At 72.9% G+C, this 18212-nt stretch carries 14 protein-coding genes; 10 read left to right on the top strand and 4 right to left on the bottom strand.

The annotated features are described in order from the left end of the window. Nucleotides 1-37: 37 nt before the first annotated feature. Together ACTFTM_RS26050 and ACTFTM_RS26045 are read left to right on the top strand one after the other, a co-directional pair. Nucleotides 38-244 carry a hypothetical protein gene (locus tag ACTFTM_RS26050; RefSeq protein WP_030333429.1) on the top strand — a complete coding sequence of 69 codons (207 nt, stop codon included), beginning with the start codon at nt 38-40 and terminating at the stop codon, nt 242-244. A gap of 129 nt (nt 245-373) precedes the next feature. After that, a complete protein-coding gene (locus tag ACTFTM_RS26045) occupies nt 374-1966 on the top strand; it encodes an ATP-dependent DNA ligase (RefSeq protein ID WP_449566733.1) in 1593 nt (530 codons plus the stop codon). Nucleotides 1967-1992: 26 nt separating this feature from the next. Here the strand turns inward: ACTFTM_RS26045 and ACTFTM_RS26040 are convergent, their stop codons facing one another. Further along, nucleotides 1993-2814 carry an SURF1 family cytochrome oxidase biogenesis protein gene (locus ACTFTM_RS26040; RefSeq protein WP_449563047.1) on the bottom strand — a complete coding sequence of 274 codons (822 nt, stop codon included), beginning with the start codon at nt 2812-2814 and terminating at the stop codon, nt 1993-1995. Nucleotides 2815-2987: 173 nt separating this feature from the next. Between ACTFTM_RS26040 and ACTFTM_RS26035 the strand changes: the two genes are divergently transcribed. Next, nucleotides 2988-4385: a cobyrinate a,c-diamide synthase gene (locus ACTFTM_RS26035; protein WP_449563046.1), complete on the top strand. Its 1398-nt coding sequence runs from the start codon at nt 2988-2990 to the stop codon at nt 4383-4385. Further along, entirely contained in the window at nt 4382-4951 is a 570-nt protein-coding gene (locus ACTFTM_RS26030) for a GNAT family N-acetyltransferase (protein WP_449563045.1), read from the top strand. The genes ACTFTM_RS26035 and ACTFTM_RS26030 overlap by 4 nt, the downstream gene beginning before the upstream one ends. An 86-nt stretch (nt 4952-5037) precedes the next feature. Here ACTFTM_RS26030 and ACTFTM_RS26025 read toward each other — a convergent pair whose 3' ends face one another. Next, nucleotides 5038-7170 (bottom strand): transglycosylase domain-containing protein, encoded by a 2133-nt coding sequence (locus tag ACTFTM_RS26025; protein ID WP_449563044.1) that lies wholly within the window; start codon nt 7168-7170, stop codon nt 5038-5040. A 122-nt stretch (nt 7171-7292) separates the two neighbouring features. On the opposite strand from ACTFTM_RS26025, the gene cobC reads away from it, so the two are divergent. The 3 genes from cobC to cobA are packed head-to-tail and all read left to right on the top strand — an operon-like array spanning nt 7293 to nt 10709. Continuing rightward, complete coding sequence (cobC, locus tag ACTFTM_RS26020) at nt 7293-8375, top strand: Rv2231c family pyridoxal phosphate-dependent protein CobC (protein ID WP_449563043.1); 1083 nt, start codon at nt 7293-7295, stop codon at nt 8373-8375. Beyond that, complete coding sequence (gene cobT / locus ACTFTM_RS26015) at nt 8375-9457, top strand: nicotinate-nucleotide--dimethylbenzimidazole phosphoribosyltransferase (RefSeq protein ID WP_449566732.1); 1083 nt, start codon at nt 8375-8377, stop codon at nt 9455-9457. The genes cobC and cobT overlap by 1 nt, the downstream gene beginning before the upstream one ends. Nucleotides 9458-9488: 31 nt before the next feature. Next, nucleotides 9489-10709, top strand: coding sequence for a uroporphyrinogen-III C-methyltransferase (cobA, locus tag ACTFTM_RS26010; RefSeq protein WP_449563042.1), 1221 nt, complete (start codon nt 9489-9491; stop codon nt 10707-10709). Between the two features lie 273 nt (nt 10710-10982). Here cobA and otsB read toward each other — a convergent pair whose 3' ends face one another. Next, the gene (gene otsB, locus ACTFTM_RS26005) at nt 10983-13544 is read right to left on the bottom strand and encodes a trehalose-phosphatase (protein WP_449566731.1); all 2562 of its coding nucleotides are present in this window, start codon (nt 13542-13544) and stop codon (nt 10983-10985) included. A gap of 41 nt (nt 13545-13585) precedes the next feature. Beyond that, nucleotides 13586-14986, bottom strand: a complete 1401-nt coding sequence (locus ACTFTM_RS26000) for an alpha,alpha-trehalose-phosphate synthase (UDP-forming) (RefSeq protein ID WP_355052272.1) — start codon at nt 14984-14986, stop codon at nt 13586-13588. 329 nt (nt 14987-15315) lie between these two features. Here ACTFTM_RS26000 and ettA point away from each other — a divergent pair, with 329 nt between their 5' ends. The 3 genes from ettA to ACTFTM_RS25985 are packed head-to-tail and all read left to right on the top strand — an operon-like array spanning nt 15316 to nt 18150. Then, on the top strand, nt 15316-16992 hold the full coding sequence (gene ettA / locus ACTFTM_RS25995; protein WP_449563041.1) for an energy-dependent translational throttle protein EttA: 1677 nt from the start codon (nt 15316-15318) through the stop codon (nt 16990-16992). Then, nucleotides 16985-17431: an acyl-CoA thioesterase gene (locus ACTFTM_RS25990; RefSeq protein ID WP_449563040.1), complete on the top strand. Its 447-nt coding sequence runs from the start codon at nt 16985-16987 to the stop codon at nt 17429-17431. The genes ettA and ACTFTM_RS25990 overlap by 8 nt, the downstream gene beginning before the upstream one ends. Continuing rightward, a complete protein-coding gene (locus ACTFTM_RS25985; RefSeq protein ID WP_449563039.1) occupies nt 17428-18150 on the top strand; it encodes a hypothetical protein in 723 nt (240 codons plus the stop codon). Before ACTFTM_RS25990 ends, ACTFTM_RS25985 begins: the two co-directional genes overlap by 4 nt. Nucleotides 18151-18212: the final 62 nt, after the last annotated feature.

The following is an 18212-nucleotide window of genomic DNA, read 5'->3' as shown; positions in this document are numbered from 1 at the left end:
GGCGTGTCGCCGATGGGATTGCTATAGGCTTTCGAACATGAGTACGAACGAGGTGATGGCCCGGTTGGGGGCCGCCGTCAGCGCACTGGGGGACGTCGACGTCTCCGCGTGGTCCGAGGACACGCTCAACGAGCAGCTCGGTGAGCTGTCCGCCGCACTGGTCGCCCTCGACTCGGTGCTCTCCCGGGTGGCCGGCGAGGTCCGCGCCCGAGGGCTGCGCATCGAGGAGCCCGTCTCCGCCTGATTCCCGCCGTCCGCGTGCCTGTTCCACAAGGGCGGCCGCCCTCACCTGACAGGACGGGCGGGCTGCGGCACCGCGCCGACACCGCCCGGGCACGGCAATGCCCGGGCGGTGTCGGAGGTGACTGGCAGGATGGGCTTCGTGCGGTTCATCGACCTGGCGGCCACCTCCGCCGCCGTGGGCGCCACCGGCGGCCGGCGGGCCAAGGTGGAGCTGCTCGCCGACGCGCTGCGCCGGCTCGACCCGGCCGAGGTGGAGCCCGGCGCGGGCTATCTCGCGGGTGAACTGCGGCAACGCCAAACCGGGGTGGGCTACGCGAGCCTCCGTGACCTGCCCCCGCCGGCCACCGAGCCGACGCTGACCGTGGCCGCCGTCGACGCGGCCATCGAGCAGATCGCCGCGGTGCGCGGCTCGGGGTCGCAGGCCCGCCGCCGCGCTCTGCTCGGCGCCCTCTACGCGGCGGCCACCGCCGACGAGCAACGGCTGCTGACCGGCCTGTTCGGCGGCGAGCTGCGCCAGGGCGCGCAGGCCGGGCTGCTCGCCGACGCCGTGGCCCGGGCCGCCGAGGTGCCGGTCGCCGCCGTCCGCCGGGCACTGCTGCTCGCCGGTGATCTCCGCGCGGTGGCGGTGGCCGCGCTGCGCGGAGGGGCCGCAGAGCTGGCCGGCTTCGGCCTGCGGGTCGGCCGTCCGCTCGCGCCGATGCTCGCCCAGAGCGCCCCCTCGGTCGACGAGGCGCTGGCCGCGACCGGCACGCCCGCCGTGGTCGACGTGAAGCTCGACGGCATCCGCATCCAGGTGCACCGCTCCGGCGCCGACATCGCCGTGTTCACCCGCAGCCTCGACGAGATCACCAGCCGGGTGCCCGAGGTCGTCGCGGCGGTTCGCGCCCTGCCCGGCCGGGAGTTGGTGCTCGACGGCGAGGCGATCGGTCTGGACGAGACGGGCCGCCCGCTGCCCTTCCAGCAGACCTCCAGCCGGGCCGCCCGGCGCACCACACCGAGCACCACCGGCCGTACGCCGGTCGCCCCGGCGGTGCTCGCGGCCGCCGCCAGCACCGGCACGACGGTGCTGACCCCGTACTTCTTCGACCTGCTGCACCTCGACGGTGAGGATCTGATCGACCTGCCCGGCCGCGAGCGGTGGGCCGCGCTCGCCGGGGCGGTGGACGCGTCACTGCTGGTCGGTCGGATGGAGGTCGACGGTCCGGAGCAGGCCGGCGCGGCGTTCGCCGCCGCCCTCGACGCGGGTCAGGAGGGCGTGGTGGTCAAGGCGCCGGACGCTCCCTACGACGCCGGCCGTCGTGGCGCCGCCTGGGTCAAGGTCAAACCCCGACACACCCTCGACCTGGTGGTGCTCGCCGTCGAGTGGGGCAGCGGCCGGCGCGAGGGCTGGCTCTCCAACCTGCACCTCGGGGCCCGTGACCCGCGCACCGGCGACTTCGTGATGCTCGGCAAGACGTTCAAGGGGCTCACCGACGAGCTGCTGCGGTGGCAGACCGAACGGTTCCTCGGCCTCGCCGTCGAGCGCGGCGACTGGGTGGTCCGGGTGCGCCCCGAGCAGGTCGTGGAGATCGCGTTCGACGGGGTGCAGACGAGCACCCGCTACCCCGGTGGGATGGCGCTGCGGTTCGCCCGCGTGGTGCGCTACCGGGACGACAAGTCCGCCGCCGAGGCCGACACCATCGACGCCGTCCGTGCCATCCACGCGGGCCGGGTCACCGGCTGACGCCGGTCGAGGCTGGCGGCCCGGGGTCAGGCGGACGCGCTCGTGGTCGACTCGGCCGCCCGGTCGAGCGGGGCTGACGTGCCGCCGAGGCCGGCCGCGCGACGTGCCTCGCGGCGGGCCACCCAGCCGTAACCGAAGATCGCCATCGCGGCGAACAGCCACCACTGCACGACGTAGCCGAAGTTCTGCCAGTTGTTGGTGTGCCCGACCGGAACGGCCTTGAACGCCGCGTCGGCGGCCGGGGTCTGCTCGTCCAACAGCAGGTAGCCGCCGTAGACCGGATAGGGCATCTCGCGGGCCAGGCGCGGTACGGCGATCCGACGCGTCTCCAGCCGCCCGTCGCGGCGGTCCACCACGCCCGCGCCACTCTCGGTCTCGTGTACCCGGCCGCTGACCGTGACGTCGCCGGCGGGCGGGGTGGGCACCGACGGCTGTGCGGTCGCGCCGCCCGGCGCGGGCGGGATCCAGCCCCGGTCCACCAGCAGCGCCGTGCCGTCGGCGAGCACGAGCGGGGTGAGCACCTCGAAGCCGACCCGGCTGTCGACCGTCCGGCCGCGCACCAGGACGGTGTTCGACGTGTCGTACCGGCCGGTGGCGGTGATCCGGGTCCAGACCCGGTCCTTCGCCGGGGCCGGGCCGGCCGTGCCGGGGCCGCCGGTCGGCGGACGGAACGCGTCGGCCAGGGGCGCCGGGGCCATCCGCTCGCCCGCGTCGATGCGCTCGTTGATCTCGGTACGACCCCGGTAGCGGTCCAGCTGCCAGTTGCCGAGCCACACCATGACGGCGGCGGCGACCAGCGTCAGCGCGAGTGCGCCCAACCAGCGTGGGCTCAGCAGGAACCGGTACACGGCACCGAGGCTACCCGTATGACCGGGGCCACTCACCGCGACCGGCCCGGGACGGTCCGCCGACCCCCGGTTGGCGGTGCTCGCCCGTCGGATCGGACGGGTATCGTCACGCCGACGGATCGACCCCCTCGGTTGTCCGTCGCGTACCCGCCGCCGCCCGCGAGGAGTCGATGATGACCGACGTGCCGCGCCTGGTGCTCAGCGCGCCGTCCTCCGGGCACGGAAAGAACGCGCTGGCGATCGGGCTGCTCGCCGCACTGGCCGAGCGGGGTGTCGACGTCGCCGGGTTCAAGCTCGGCCCGGACCACGTCGACGCCGCGTACCTCGGTCTCGCCGCCGGCCGGCCGGGCCGGGTGATCGACCCCCGACTGGTCGGCGTCGACCGGCTCGCCCCGCTGGTCGCGCACGGCGCCGCCGGTGCCGGGCTCGCGGTCGTGCAGGGCAGCATGGGCCTGTACGACTCGGTGGGTGGCCGCCCCGAGCAGGAGTCGACGGCCGCCGCCGCGGCGGCGCTGCGCAGCCCGGTGGTGCTGGTGGTCGACGTGGCCGCGATGGGTCAGTCGGTGGCCGCGCTGGTGCACGGTTTCCGCTCGTACGACGAGCAGTTGTGGCTGGGCGGGGTGATCCTCAACCGGGTTGCGTCGTCGCGGCACGAGGGGATGCTGCGCGAGGCGTTGGACGACGTGGGTGTGCCCGTCTACGGCGCGCTGCGCCGCCAGGACCTGCCGGCCGTGCTGCCGTCCCGCCGGCACGGCGTCGCGCCGGTGGTCGACTCCTCGGCCGACGCCGTCCGTGCGGTCCGCCGCCTGGGTGAGGCCGTCGCCGCCACTGTCGACCTGGAACGCCTGCTCGGGCTGGCCCGTTCCGCTCCGCCCCTGCCGGCGGCGGCCTGGTCCCCGGGGGAGGTGCTCGGCGAGCTGGTCGTGCCGGCGCAGCGTCCACTGGTCGCGGTGGCGGGTGGCCCGGGTGGCAGCTTCAGCCACCCGGAGACCGCGGAGCTGCTGTCGGCGGCCGGGGCCGAGGTGGTCACGGTCGATCCGCTGCGCGACGAGGCGCTGCCCGTCGGCACCCGCGCGCTGGTCGTCGGCGGTGCGCTGCCCGAGACGTACGCCGAGCAGCTGTCGGCCAACCGTCGGCTCTGCATCGCGGTGGCCGAGTTGGCGCGTACCGGCCGGCCGGTGGTCGCCGAGGGCGCCGGCCTGCTCTGGCTGGCCCGGGAGTTGGACGGGCTGCCGATGTGCGGTGTGCTGGACGCGGTGGGCGTGAGCCGCGACGGTCTGGTGGCGGGCTACCGGGAGGCGACCGCCCGGACCGACAGTGTGGTCGCCGCGAGCGGCACGGTGGTCGTCGGGCACAAGGAGCACCGGGCGGTGCTCACGCCGCGCGCCGGTCAGCGCCCGGCGTGGAGCTGGGACGGCGGCACGCCGGAGGGGTTCGTCTGGCGCAACGTGCACGCCTCGCAGCTCACCCTGCACTGGGCCGGTCATCCGGCGACCGCCGCCCGGGTGGTGGCCGCGGCGGTGGGCGAGCCGGCAGTCGAGGCGGTGTCACCGCCGGTGGTGCCGGCGTGATCGGTCAGGTGGCGGTCCGCCGGTTTCCCGCGTTGACCGTCTCCACCCCGCGTACGGAGGTGCGCCAGCTCACCGCGGCCGACGCGGTGGCGGCCGGCGAGATCTTCGCCGACAAGCTGACGCGGCGTTGGCTGCCGCTGCCCGACGACTCCGGCCCGATCGACGGGCACGCCTGGTGCACCGACCTGGCCCGGCAGCGACGCGACAGCGGCGACGGTGACCACTACGCGGTGATCCGTCGGGAGGACGACCAGGTGGTCGGTTCCCTCTGGACCCGGCGCACCGACTGGGGCGCCCGCCTCACCGAGGTCTCCTACGCGATGGCCTCCCACGCCCGGGGCTTCGGCCTGGCCGCCGAGGCGGTGGACGCGGTGGCCATCGCGCTGATCCTGGAGCACGGTTTCCAGCGGGTCGAGCTGCGGGTCGCGCCCGGCAACCTGGCGTCCCGCCGGGTCGCCGAGAAGGCCGGCTTCACCTACGAGGGCCTGTTGCGCAACGCCGGTTTCGTCGGCGGTGGCCGGGTCGACCTCGAAGTGTGGTCGTTCGTGGCGGCCGACCTGCGCTGACCTCCGCCAGGCGGGCTGCGCTGACCTCCTCCAGGCGGGCTGCGCTGACCCCGGCTGGCGAGCGGGGGTCAGCGCAGCCCCAGCCGTCATCCGACGATGGCGTCCGACGGTGGCGTGAACTGGCGGGTCGGTGTGCCCTTGAGGCCGTCGCGCAGTGTCTGTGCCACCGCCGCGATCGGGATCTGGGACTGCCCGTCACCGACCGCGTTGAACGGGTTGTCCGGGTCGGAGATGAAGCTCGCCGCGGCCAGTTCCGGCGTGAACCCGACGAACCAGGCCGACCGGGTGCTGTCGGTGGTACCCGTCTTGCCGGCGACCGGGCGGCCGACCGTACCCCGGACGCTGTCGGCCGTCGACCAGCCGCCGCAGCCCCCGCGGGCCGGGGTGTCGCCGGTCGGGCAGCGGGCGGCGTCGGTGGCCGCGCGGGCGGCGTCGGCGCTGACCACCTGGCGGCACCGGGGCTTGGCCACCTCGCGTTGGATGCCGCCGGGCGTGGCGTACGTGGCCGGTGTGCCGTCCCGGTTCATGATCGCCTGCACGGGTATGGCCTCGCAGTAGCGGCCGTCGGCCGCGATGGCCGCGTACGCGTTCGCCATCTCCAGCGGGGTGGCGTCGGAGACGCCCAGGGTGAACGCGCCCCACTTGTTGGCCTTGCCCGGTGACGCCTGCTCCCGGTCGACGTCGGTGCGCCAGCGTAGGCCGAGCTGTTCGGCGAGCCGGACGGCCTTCTCCGCGCCCACCTTCTCCTCCAGCCACACGAAGTACGTGTTGACGGACTTGCCGAAGCCGGACCACATGGTCTGCTGGCCGGTCATCGCGCCGCTGGCGTTCGACGGCGCCCAGCCGTCGTAGACGGACGACTTGTAGCGGTACGGGGCGTTGAACGAGGTGGAGAGCGTCATGCCCGAGTCCAGCGCGGCCAGCATCGGGAACATCTTGAACGTCGATCCGGCCTGGTAGCCGGGCAGGTCACCGCCGCCGAGCAGCGGCGCCACCGTGTTCGGGTAGTTGGCCTTCACCTTCGGCCCGGCCTCGGGATTGGAGCTGGGTGGGTTCTCGGCCAGGTCCAGGGAGTAGTTCCGGTTGACCGCCATCGCCTTGACCCGCCCGGTGCCCGGTTCGGAGACCACGATGCCGTTGGCGAACGGGCTGCCGGTGCCCTCCTTCGCGCCGACGTTCTTCTCGGCCGCCTCCTGGACCTTGGGGTCGAGGCTGAGCACGATCCGGTAGCCGCCCCGGCGCAGCTTGTCCATCCGTTCCAGGCGGTTGCTACCGAACGCCGGTTGGGCGCTCCACCAGTTCTTCACGTAGTCGCAGGCGAAGCCCCAGCTCTGGTACTTCTCGATGATCGAGGCGCAGTCGCTCGGTGGGGTGGTGAGCTTCAGCCGGATCGGTTCGGACTTGGCGGCGGCGGCCGAGTCGGGGGACATGTAACCGAGCTGGCTCATCCGGTCCAGGACGTAGTTGCGCCGCCCGGTGGCCTCCTTCTGGTCGGAGTCGGCCGGGTCGTACTCGGAGGGGGACTTGACGAGCCCGGCGAGGGTGGCCGCCTCGACCGGGGTGAGGTCCTTCGGGGTCTTGGAGAAGAAGATCTCGCTGGCCGCGTAGATGCCGTACGCCCGGTGACCGAAGTACGCCGAGTTCAGGTAGCGCTCCATGATGTCTTCCTTGCTCATCTCCTTCTCCAGGTCCAGCGCCATGCGCATCTCCTTGACCTTGCGCAGGCTGGTCTGCTGGGTGGCCTCCTGGACCTCCTTGGGGCTGCTGGCGCTGTCCCGCAGGGCCATCCGGACGTACTGCATGGTCAGCGTCGACGCGCCCTGGGACACCCCGCTGGAGTGGGCGTTGGCCACGAAGGCGCGGGCCACGCCCTTCGGGTCGACGCCGTGGTGCTGGTAGAAGCGGGAGTCCTCGGCGGCGACGATCGCCTGCTGGATGTTCGGCGACATGTCCGACAGCTTCGTGTACTGCCGGTACTCCTCGTAGAACATGGTCAGCACGGTCTTGCCGTCCGGGGCGTACAGGTAGGAGGTCTCGGCGGGCAGGGCTCTGGTCAGCAGCCTGGTCTTCTGCTCCGTGGCGTGCGCGGTGGCCTTCGCGCCGAGCCCGGTGAGGGCGACCAGCGGGTAGGCGGCGGCGGCGATCACGATGCCGGCGATGAGCCCGGCGCGCAGGAGAGGAACGAAACGACCGGCGGCAGCAAGGGGTCGGTTGCTCACGTCGCCAAGTTATGACATTTCCGATTCGTACATGAGAAGAACTCATAAACCCGCGAGGTGGTGACATGGCTTACGTCGACATCGACTGTCCCGCCGGCCACCTTCCCGGCAGGATCGCGGACATGCGTGATCAGCCGTGCGGGGTGTCGCCGTTCGTCGACGCCGAGCCCGACCTGGCGCACCACGGCGATGCCGAGGCCACCGCCGGGTTGGTCGACCTCGCGGTCAACGTCCGCCGGGCGCCGCTACCGCCCTGGCTGGCCGACCCGATCGCCGCCACCCTCACCGACCTGGCCCGCTATCCGGACCCGGCCCCGGCCCGCGCCGCCGTCGCGGCCCGGCACGGACGTCACCCGGACGAGGTACTGCTCACCGCCGGTGCCGCCGAGGGCTTCGTGCTCATCGCCCAGGCGCTGCGCGGCGTGCGCCGGCCCGTGGTGGTGCACCCGCAGTTCACCGAGCCGGAGGCGGCGCTGCGGGCCGCCGGGCACACGGTCGAGCGGGTCCTGCTGGATCCGGCCGACGGCTTCCGCCTCGACGAGTCCCTGGTGCCCGCCGACGCGGACCTGGTCATGATCGGCAACCCGACGAACCCCACCTCGGTGCTGCACCCCGCGCGGACCATCGCCGCGCTCGCCCGACCCGGCCGGGTGCTGGTGGTCGACGAGGCGTTCGCCGACACCACGGGCGGCGCGGAGACCGGCGAACCGGAGTCGCTCGCCGGGCGGCGGGACCTGCCCGGGCTGCTCGTCCTGCGCAGCCTCACCAAGACCTGGGGGCTGGCCGGCCTGCGGATCGGCTACCTGCTCGGCGACGCGACCCTGCTGTCGCGCCTGGCCGCCGTCCAACCCCTCTGGGCCGTCTCCACGCCCGCGCTGGCCGCCGCCGTGGCCTGCGCCACGCCCGTCGCGGTCCAGGCCGAACGCGCGATCGCCGCCGAACTCGCCGCCGACCGCGACCACCTGGTCGCCCGCCTGTCCGACCTGCCGGGCGTACGCGTCGCAGGCCGTCCCGCGAGCGCGTTCGTCCTGCTGAGCCTGCCCGGCGCGACCCGGGTGCGGGCCGCCCTGCGCGACCGGGGCTGGGCCGTGCGCCGAGGCGACACCTTCCCGGGGCTCGGCCCGGACTGGCTGCGGGTGGCGGTACGCGACCGAGACACCACCGACGCGTTCATCGCGGCACTGCGCGAGATCATGGAGGCATGATGCTGGAGACCACGACGTCGGCGATCCGGCCCCCGGACGAGACGGCGATGGCCGCCGCCCGTGAGCTGCACGGGCGGCTGACCAAGCCGGCGGGCTCGCTGGGCCTGCTGGAGAACCTGTCGGTACGCCTCGCCGGGCTGGCCGGGGCCTGCCCGCCGCCGGTGCCGGAGCCCGCCGCCGTGGCGATCTTCGCGGGCGACCACGGGGTGCACGCCCAGGGCGTCACCCCGTGGCCGCAGGAGGTCACCGCGCAGATGATCGGCAACTTCCTGGCCGGCGGCGCGGTCGTCAACGCGTTCGCCCGGCAGGCCGGCGCGTCGGTCACCGTGGTCGACGTCGGGGTGGCCCACCCGCTGCCCGCGCCCGAGCCGACGGGATCCGCGCCGGACCCGCGCGCGCCGCGGCTGGTCGACGCGTCCGTACGACGGGGGACCCGGGACCTGTCGGTGACCGCCGCGCTCACCCGGGACGAGGCGCTGGCGGCGGTCCTCACCGGCGTCCGGGTCGCCGACGAGCTGATCGACGCCGGCGCCGGCATCCTGCTCACCGGGGACATGGGCATCGGCAACACCACCCCGGCCGCCGCGCTGATCGCCGCGTTCACCGGCGTCGACCCGCTCGACTCCACCGGTCGGGGCACCGGTGTGGACGACGAGACGTACGCCCACAAGGTGGCCGTGGTGCGAGCCGCGCTGGCCCGACACACACCCGACCCGGCCGACCCGCTGGGCGTCCTCGCCGCCGTCGGTGGCCTGGAGCACGCGGCGCTGGCCGGGCTGATCCTAGGCGCCGCCGCCCGCCGTACGCCGGTCCTGCTGGACGGGGTGATCGCGGTGTCCGCCGCGCTCGCCGCCGCCGCGTTCGCGCCGGACGCGGTCGCCGCCATGGTCGCCGGACACCGCTCGGCCGAGCCCGGCGCGACGGTGGCGTTGCGGCACCTCGGTCTCGACCCGCTCATCGACCTGGGGCTGCGCCTCGGCGAGGGCACCGGCGCCCTGCTGGCGCTGCCGGTGGTCACCGGCGCGGTCCGGGTGCTGCACGAGGTGGCCACGTTCGACTCGGCCGGCGTGGCGGAGAAGTGACCGCGTCCAACGAGCGGTCCGGTGGTGCCGGATGAGCGCGAACCCGTACCCCCTCGGTCTGCGGCTCGACGGACGGCGGGTGGTCGTGGTGGGTGGCGGCGCGGTCGCCACCCGGCGGGTGCCGGCGCTGCTGGACGCCGGCGCGGACGTCCTGCTGGTGGCGCCGGAGCTGACCCCGGCGTTGCAGGCCCGGGTCGACGCGGGTCGGCTGCGCTGGGTGCCGCGCCGGTTCGTGCCCGAGGACCTGGACGGTGCCTGGCTGGTCCAGGTGGCGATCGACGACCCGATCGCGGCGGCCGCGGTCAGCGCCGTCGCGGCCGAGCGGCGGATCTTCTGCGTACGCGCCGACGACCGGGCGGCCGCCACCGCCTGGACTCCGGCCGTGACCCGGCAGGGGCCGGTCACCGTGGCGGTGCTCGGCGGTGGTGACCCTCGGCGGGCGATGAGCGTTCGGGACGCCATCCGCGACCTGCTGGCGGTGCGCGACGCCGCGCCGCCGGAGGCCCGGCCCGACGCCGTGGCGACCGGCGGCCGGGTGGCACTTGTCGGATCCGGGCCGGGCGACCCGGAGCTGATCACCGTGAAGGGTTGGCGGCTGCTCACCGAGGCGGACGTGGTGGTCGCCGACCGGCTGGTGCCCGGCCTGCTCCTGGACGAGCTGCGCCCCGACGTCGAGCTGGTGGACGCCTCGAAGATCCCGTACGGCCCGTCACGGGCCCAGGAGGAGATCAACCAGATCCTGGTGGACCGCGCGCTGGCGGGCGCATTTGTGGTGCGGCTCAAAGGCGGCGACCCGTACGTCTTCGGTCGGGGCGGCGAGGAGTTGCTGGCCTGCGCGGCCGCCGGCGTACCGGTGACCGTCGTGCCCGGGGTGACCAGCTCGATCGCCGCCCCGGCGGCGGCCGGCATCCCGGTCACCCATCGGGGGGTGGCGCACGAGTTCACCGTGGTCTCGGGGCACGTCGCACCCGACTCACCGGCGTCGCTGGTGCGTTGGGACGCCCTGGCGGGTCTGCGCGGCACCCTGGTGATCCTGATGGGGCTCAAGAACCTCGCCGCCATCACGGCCACCCTGATCGCCCACGGCCGACCGCCGGGCACGCCGGCCGCAGTGGTCCAGGAGGCCACCACGGGCGCCCAGCGGGTGCTGCGTTCGACGCTCGACGCGGTGGCCGCCGACGCGTCGGCGGCCGACCTCCGTCCACCAGCCGTCGTGGTGGTTGGCGACGTGGTGGGTGCGCTCGACGTCTGACGAGCGCGCGCGACCAGCTCCTCCAACTCGTGTCGAGTGAGAATCGCGTCGATCTTGCAGGTTCGGTGGTCGACATGGGTGGAATGCCCCTTAAGTCGCGACAGAAAGTGCAAGATCGCCGGGCTCCGGCCCGGCGATCATGGAGTGGTGGTGCCCGTATTGTCGACTTATGGACGCATTGTGGCCCACCACAACTCCATGATCGGCGAGGCGGTGCCACGTACGACGGGGCCGGAGCGCTAGCGCTCCGGCCCCGTCGTCACGTGCCGTGGACTACTGCTTGAGCATGTTGTCCAGTAGGAGGGCGCAGCGGATCAGCCCCAGGTGGCTGTACGCCTGCGGGTGGTTGCCCAGGCCGCGCTCGGCGAGCGGGTCGTACTGCTCGGGGAGCAGCCCGGTCGGGCCGGCGGTCAGCACCATCTGCGCGAACAGCTCCTCGGCGTCGGTGCGGCGGCCGGTGCGCAGGTACGCCTCGATCAGCCACGCCGTGCAGATGTGGAAACCGCCCTCGCGGCCGGGCAGGCCGTCGTCCCAGTGGTACCGGTAGACGACCGGGCCGCTCCGCAGGTCCGCCTCGATCTTCAGGACCGTGGACAGGAAGCGCGGGTCGTCACCCGGGAGGAGGCCGGAGAGGCCGATCCAGAGCGACGAGGCGTCCATGTCCTCGTCCCCGTACGCGACGCTGTACGCCTCGACGTCGGAGTGCCAGCCGTGCTCCAGCACGTTGGCGCCGATCCGGTCGCGCAGGTCCTTCCACTCGGGCCGGTCCTCGCCGCCGTGCTGACGCATCACGTGCAGCGCCCGGTCGACGGTCATCCAGCACATCACCTTGGAGAACACGTGGTGCCGTGGGGGCAGCCGCGCCTCCCAGATGCCGTGGTCGGGCTCGTGCCAGCGGCGGCGGACCGCCTCGACCATGTTCTCCAGGACCCGCCACTCGTCGTCGCGGACCGAGCCGCGCGCGTCGGCGACGGCCGCGATCAGGTCGGCGATGGGGCCGAACACGTCGAGCTGGAGCTGGTGGTTGGCGAGGTTGCCGACCCGGACCGGCCGGGAGCCGGCGTACCCGGGCAGCGTGTCGATGACCGCCTCGGCGCCCAGCTCGTACCCGTCGATGGTGTAGAGCGGGTGCAGCCGCTCCGGGTGGCCGCCGGTGCGCTCGATGCAGCCGTCCACCCAGCGCAGGAACGCCTCCGCCTCCTCGATGGAGCCGAGGTCGACGAGCGCGCGGGCGGTCAGCGCGGCGTCGCGCAGCCAGCAGTAGCGGTAGTCCCAGTTGCGGACGCCGCCCAGCTCCTCCGGGAGGGAGGTGGTGGCGGCGGCGAGGATCGAGCCGGTCGTCTCGTGGCAGAGCCCGCGCAGGGTGAGGGCGCTGCGCGCGACCAGGTCACGGGACGTGGACGGCAGCCGCAGCGAGGCCACCCAGTCCTTCCACGGCTGCTCGGCCGCGGCCTGCCGCTCGTGGATCGGCACCCGGTGGTGCTCCAGGCTGTGCGTGCCGAAGCGCAGCTCCAGCACCACCTGTCCACCCGCGGCGGAGAGGTCGACGACCGCCTTGGCGGTCTCGTACCCACCGTCGTTGTTGACCTGCCACTCCACCCCGGGGGAGTAGAGGGCGACGGGTTCGTTCGAGCCGAGCACCAGCAGGCCGTCGCCGACGGGCTGCAACTGCACGGCCACCTGACCGAACTCGGGGCGCGGCGCGAACTCCACCCGGACCCGGCCGTTGCCGCTGAGGACCCGGACCAGGGTGGAGTCGCCGGTGACCACGGCCGGGCCGTCCGGCGTCGTCTCGCGGGCCGGCTTGTCCAGCCAGTCGGTGACGGTGAGCCCGGACCACCGGGTCTCGACGGTCATCGTGCCGGAGCGGTAACGCTGGCCCAGCGGGATGCCGCCCCGTTCCGGGGCGATGCTGAAGTGACCGGCCGGGCTGCCGCCGACCAGGTCGGCGAAGATCGCCGCCGAGTCCGGCTTGGGGTGGCAGAGCCAGCTCACCTTGGCCTCGGGGGTGAGCAGCGCGACGGTACGACCATTGGCCAGCATGGAGTGCCGCTCGATGGGCACCGCCCGCTCGCCGAACAGCCAGTGCCGGCGGGTCTCCAGCAGCAGCCCGAGTGCGCGGGCGGCCTCGATGGGCTCGGCCACCCGGAAGCTGGCCTTGGTCTCACCCGGGCCGATCTTGATGCCGAGGTCCGGTCCGTGCAGGTTGCCGAAGGCGTTCTCGTCGGTGACGTCGTCGCCGATGAAGAGCACCGCGCTGGCCGAGAGCTGGGTCCGTAGCTGGTCGACGGCCGTGCCCTTGTGGGTGGCCACCACGGACAGCTCGATGACCTCCTTGCCCTGCGTCACGGTGACGCCGTCGAAGGTGGCCGGGCCGTTGCGCACGGCCTCGATGGCGGCGGCGGCGACCTGCGGGTCGACGCCACGGGTGTGCACCGCGACGCTTGCCGGCTTGCGTTCGAGCCGGATGCCCGGGTGTTCGGCGGCGATCTCGCGCAGCGCGTTGCGCACCTGGGTGCGGACCGCGACCAGCTCGGGGGAGAGGCGCTCGACGAAGCCGATGTCGAACTCGGAGCCGTGGCTGCCCACGAGGTGTACCTCGCTGGGCAGCCGGGAGAGCGCGGCCAGGTCGCGCAGGGCGCGACCGGAGACCACGGCGACGCTCGTCTGCGGCAGGGCGGCGAGCGCGCGGATCGCGGCCACCGACTCGGGCAGCGGTACGGCGGTGCTGGGATCCTCCACGATCGGCGCGAGCGTGCCGTCGTAGTCGCAGGCGATCAGGAGTTGCGGAACCCGGGCGATCCGGCCGATGGCGGATCGCAGCTCGGGGTCCATCACCCCGGTGGCGATCGCCGTTCCGTCGTTGACGGCCGTGTTCACGCGGCCTCCGCCTCGGAAACTCCCAGTTCGGAGAGGAAAGACTTGGCCCAGTGCCCCACGTCGTGGGTACGCAGGTGACGTTGCATTGTCCGCATCCGGCGGCGTGCCTCGGTTTTCTCCACGTGCACGGCCCGGAGCAGGGCGTCCTTCACCGCGTCCGGGTCGTGCGGGTTACATAGGAATGCCTGGCGCAGCTCCGTTGCGGCGCCAGCGAACTCGCTGAGCACGAGCGCACCGCCCTGGTCGGCACGGGATGCGACGTACTCCTTGGCCACGAGGTTCATGCCGTCTCGCAGCGGGGTCACCATCATCACGTCCGCAGCAACGTACATCGCGGCCAGTTCACTGCGACTGTACGACTGATGGAGGTAATGCACGGCAGGCACGCCGACTCGGCCGAATTCGCCATTAATCCGACCAACCTCGCGCTCCACCTTGACCCGAAGTGCCTGGTAGTGCTCGACGCGCTCGCGGCTCGGCGTGGCGACCTGCACCATAACGGCGTCCGGAACTGTCAACTTTCCGTCAGCCAGCAACTCGCGGAACGCCTTCAGGCGCAACTCGATGCCCTTGGTGTAGTCGAGCCGATCCACGCCCAGGATGATCGTCTTCGGGTCGCCCAGCTCGGCGCGGATCTGCTTGGCCCGCGCCTGGATCGCCGGGTCGGCCGCCATCCGCTCCATCTCCTGCGTGTCGATGGAGATGGGGAAGGCGCCCGCCTTCACCTGCCGACCGTCGACCTGGATCATCTGTCCCTCGTAGCGGAGCCCGAGCAGGTGCCGGGCCAGCCGGACGAAGTTCTGCGCCGCCAGTCGCTGCTGGAAGCCCACCAGGTCCGCGCCGAGCAGACCGCGTAGCAGCTCGGTACGGAACGGCATCTGCATGAACAGCTCGATCGGCGGGAACGGGATGTGCAGGAAGAAACCGATCCGCAGGTCCGGGCGTAGCTCGCGGAGCATGGCCGGCACCAGCTGGAGCTGGTAGTCCTGCACCCAGACCGTCGCGCCCTCGGCCGCCACGTCGGCGGCGGCCTCCGCGAACCGGGCGTTCACCAGCCGGTACGCCTCACGCCAGCGACGCTTGTACGCCGGAGTCTCCACCGCGTCGTGGTACAGCGGCCAGATCGTCGCGTTGGACTGGCCCTCGTAGTAGCGCTCCAACTCCTCGGCGCTGAGCGGAACCGGGTGCAGCCGGATGCCCTCCAGGTCGAACGGCTCGGGCGCGGCGCCGGTGCCACCGGCCCAGCCGACCCACGTGCCCTGGTGCTCGGCGAGTACGGGATGCAGCGCGGTGACGAGCCCGCCGGGGCTGCGTCGCCACTGCCGTCCCTCGGGTGTGCTCACCTCGTCGACCGGCAGACGGTTCGCCACTACGACAAAGGAGCTACGGACGGTCACGATCGGCCACCTCCGGGTACTGACGGGTCCACCGCGATGAGCGTACTGAGCGTAGCTGCGGTGTCTGGGCCCCCGTGCCGGAGTCTCCTACCCGCCCCGCGTGCGGCGAATCCTTAAGGTGATCTTGTCGACAGCTCGACGGTCAGAGGCGACGCGGCTCGCCGGCGTACTCCTGGGGCGGGGTGATGTGGGCGAAGCGCGCCGTACCTGTCAGGATTGACGATGGCGTGCGCGCGGCCGGCTCCCGGCCGGCGGCGGCGGGCGGAGGTCTCAGCTCGCGCCGCGCCGCCCACTCAGGCGACAGCAAACCGACGGAGGTAGCCCGCACCGTGGCCCAGTTCATCTACGTCCTGGAAAAGGCGCGCAAGGCGCACGGCGACAAGGTCGTGCTGGACAACGTGACGCTGAACTTCCTGCCGGGTGCCAAGATCGGTGTGGTCGGCCCGAACGGCGCCGGTAAGTCCAGCCTCCTCAAGATCATGGCAGGCATGGACAAGCCGAGCAACGGCGAGGCCCGGCTCATGCCCGGCTACACCGTCGGCATGCTCGCGCAGGAGCCCCCGCTCAACGACGCCAAGACGGTGCTCGGCAACGTCGAGGAGGCGGTCGCCGAGACCAAGGCCAAGCTGGAGCGCTTCAACAAGATCGCCGAGCAGATGGCGACCGACTACTCCGACGAGCTGATGGAGGAGATGGGCAAGCTCCAGGAGGAGCTGGACCACCTCGACGCGTGGGACATCGACTCCAAGCTCGAACTGGCCATGGACGCCCTGCGGTGCCCGCCGCCGGACGCCGACGTGACCCAGCTCTCCGGTGGTGAGCGCCGCCGGGTCGCGCTCTGCAAGCTGCTGCTGGAGGCGCCCGACCTGCTGCTGCTCGACGAGCCGACCAACCACCTGGACGCGGAGAGCGTCTCCTGGCTGGAGCAGCACCTGGCCAAGTACGCCGGCACGGTCATGGCGATCACCCACGACCGGTACTTCCTCGACAACGTGGCCAACTGGATCCTGGAGCTGGACCGCGGCCGGACCTACCCGTACGAGGGCAACTACTCCACCTACCTGGAGAAGAAGGCCGCCCGCCTGGCCGTCGAGGGCCGCCGCGACGCCAAGATGAAGAAGCGCCTCACCGAGGAGTTGGAGTGGGTCCGCTCCAACGCCAAGGCCCGGCAGACCAAGTCCAAGGCCCGCCTCGACCGGTACGACGAGATGGCCGCCGAGGCCGAGAAGACCCGCAAGCTGGACTTCGAGGAGATCCAGATTCCGCCGGGCCCGCGACTGGGTGGCACGGTCATCGAGGCGAACAACCTCAGCAAGGGCTTCGGCGACCGGCTGCTCATCGACAACCTGTCGTTCTCGCTGCCGCGCAACGGCATCGTCGGCATCATCGGCCCCAACGGCGTCGGCAAGACCACGCTGTTCAAGACCATCGTCGGGCTGGAGGAGCCGACCGGCGGCGAGGTGCGGGTCGGCCCGACCGTCTCGCTGTCGTACGTCGACCAGAACCGCGAGGGCCTCAACGGCGACAAGACCGTCTGGGAGGTCGTCTCCGACGGTCTGGACTACCTGATGGTGGGCAAGGTCGAGATGCCGTCGCGGGCGTACATCGCCGCGTTCGGCTTCAAGGGACCGGACCAGCAGAAGCCGACCAAGGTGCTCTCCGGCGGCGAGCGCAACCGGCTCAACCTGGCGCTGACCCTGAAGATCGGCGGCAACGTCATCCTGCTCGACGAGCCGACGAACGACCTGGACGTGGAGACGCTGTCCAGCCTGGAGAACGCCCTGCTGGAGTTCCCCGGCTGCGCCGTGGTCATCTCCCACGACCGGATGTTCCTGGACCGGGTCGCCACGCACATCCTGGCCTGGGAGGGCGACGACCAGGACCCGGCCAAGTGGTTCTGGTTCGAGGGCAACTTCGAGGCGTACGAGAAGAACAAGATCGACCGCCTCGGCGCGGAGGCCGCCCGACCGCACCGGGTGACCTACCGCAAGCTGACCCGTGACTGACCGTTTCGTCTACCACTGCACCCTGCGCTGGTCCGACCTGGACGCGTACGGCCACGTCAACAACTCGCGCTTCCTCACCCTGTACGAGGAGGCGCGGGTGGCGTTGATGTTCGCCGGCGGCCGGGCCTGGGGAGTGGGCTCGTTCGCCGACGGGGTGGTGATCCGCCGGCACGAGGTCGACTACCTGCGCCCGGTCGACTACGCGCTCGGACGGGCCACCGCGGAGTCCGCCCCCACGGTCCGCATCGAGCTGTGGGTGGAGGAGATCAAGGCGTCGCGGTTCACCGTCGCCTACGAGCTGTACGACGGTGACGTGCTGGCCAGTCGCGCCCGCTCGGTGCTGGTGCCGTTCGACCTGACGCGTCAGGTGCCCCGGCGGATCACCGTCGAGGAGCGGGACTTCCTGCTGACGTACGCCCCGCAGGGCGGCGGATCGTGACGCGGCCGGGGGCGGAACAGGTGACGGCGTCGTCGTCCGGCCACGGACTGGCCGGTGTGGCCGACGCGGGCGCCTTCCTGGCCCGGCTGGTCCGGCTGGACCCGGCGGCGCCGGTGCGGCTGCGGCCGGCCGGCGCTCCCGGCCGGGTCGCCCTGTGGGCCCGGCTGCCGTGGCAGGTGCTTGTCGCCTGCACGGTGGCCGGCGACGCACCCGGGGACGTCACCGTGGGCGCGGCCGACCTGCTGGCCGAGCTGGGCCGCGGCGGCGCGGGGTTGCCGGAGCGCCGCGACGCGCAGTGGCGTTGGCCCCTGCCGCCGTCGCGCAGCGAGCCGGTGGAGGTGTTGCCGGGCGTCGAGGTGCGCCGGATCGCCGCCGCGGCGGCGGGCACCCTGCGTACGGCGAGTGCCGAGGGGGTGGCGGGCCGCGCGGTGGGTCAGCGGGCCCTGCGCGACGCGCTGCTCGACCACGTGGCCGTGGTGGTCACGCCGGACGATTCCCCGGGCCCGCCGGTCGAGGTGCCGCAGCGGCTGGTGCAGGGACTGGTCCGGATGGGCTTTCTCGGCGCGGTCGACGACCCGGCTGGCCCCTCGGGGCGCCCCGGGGTGCGGGTACGGGTCGCCGGCCGCTGGGTGGGCCTGGTGGGACCGTACGGAGCGGCCTGGTTGCAGAAGGCCACCGATCTCGCCGTGACCCCCCTCACTACTCGTCCGAAAGTATGACCCCCATTCATTCTTCTGGGCCGGTGGGGTCGTTGGGGGGGTGCTTCAACCCGGCTGTCCGG

The sequence above is a fragment of the Micromonospora sp. RB23 genome, from assembly GCF_053585025.1.
Note: the sequence above shows the minus strand (reverse complement) of the source record. Positions and strands in the feature narration are given on the sequence as shown.

Excerpts from the sequence above, each read along its gene's own strand:
- ACTFTM_RS26050 (WP_030333429.1), top strand. The coding sequence starts at position 38 with ATGAGTACGAACGAGGTGATGGCCCGGTTGGGGGCCGCCGTCAGCGCA.
- ACTFTM_RS26045 (WP_449566733.1), top strand. The coding sequence starts at position 374 with ATGGGCTTCGTGCGGTTCATCGACCTGGCGGCCACCTCCGCCGCCGTG.
- ACTFTM_RS26035 (WP_449563046.1), top strand. The coding sequence starts at position 2,988 with ATGACCGACGTGCCGCGCCTGGTGCTCAGCGCGCCGTCCTCCGGGCAC.
- cobC (WP_449563043.1), top strand. The coding sequence starts at position 7,293 with ATGCGTGATCAGCCGTGCGGGGTGTCGCCGTTCGTCGACGCCGAGCCC.
- cobT (WP_449566732.1), top strand. The coding sequence starts at position 8,375 with ATGCTGGAGACCACGACGTCGGCGATCCGGCCCCCGGACGAGACGGCG.
- cobA (WP_449563042.1), top strand. The coding sequence starts at position 9,489 with ATGAGCGCGAACCCGTACCCCCTCGGTCTGCGGCTCGACGGACGGCGG.
- otsB (WP_449566731.1), bottom strand. The coding sequence starts at position 13,544 with ATGGACCCCGAGCTGCGATCCGCCATCGGCCGGATCGCCCGGGTTCCG.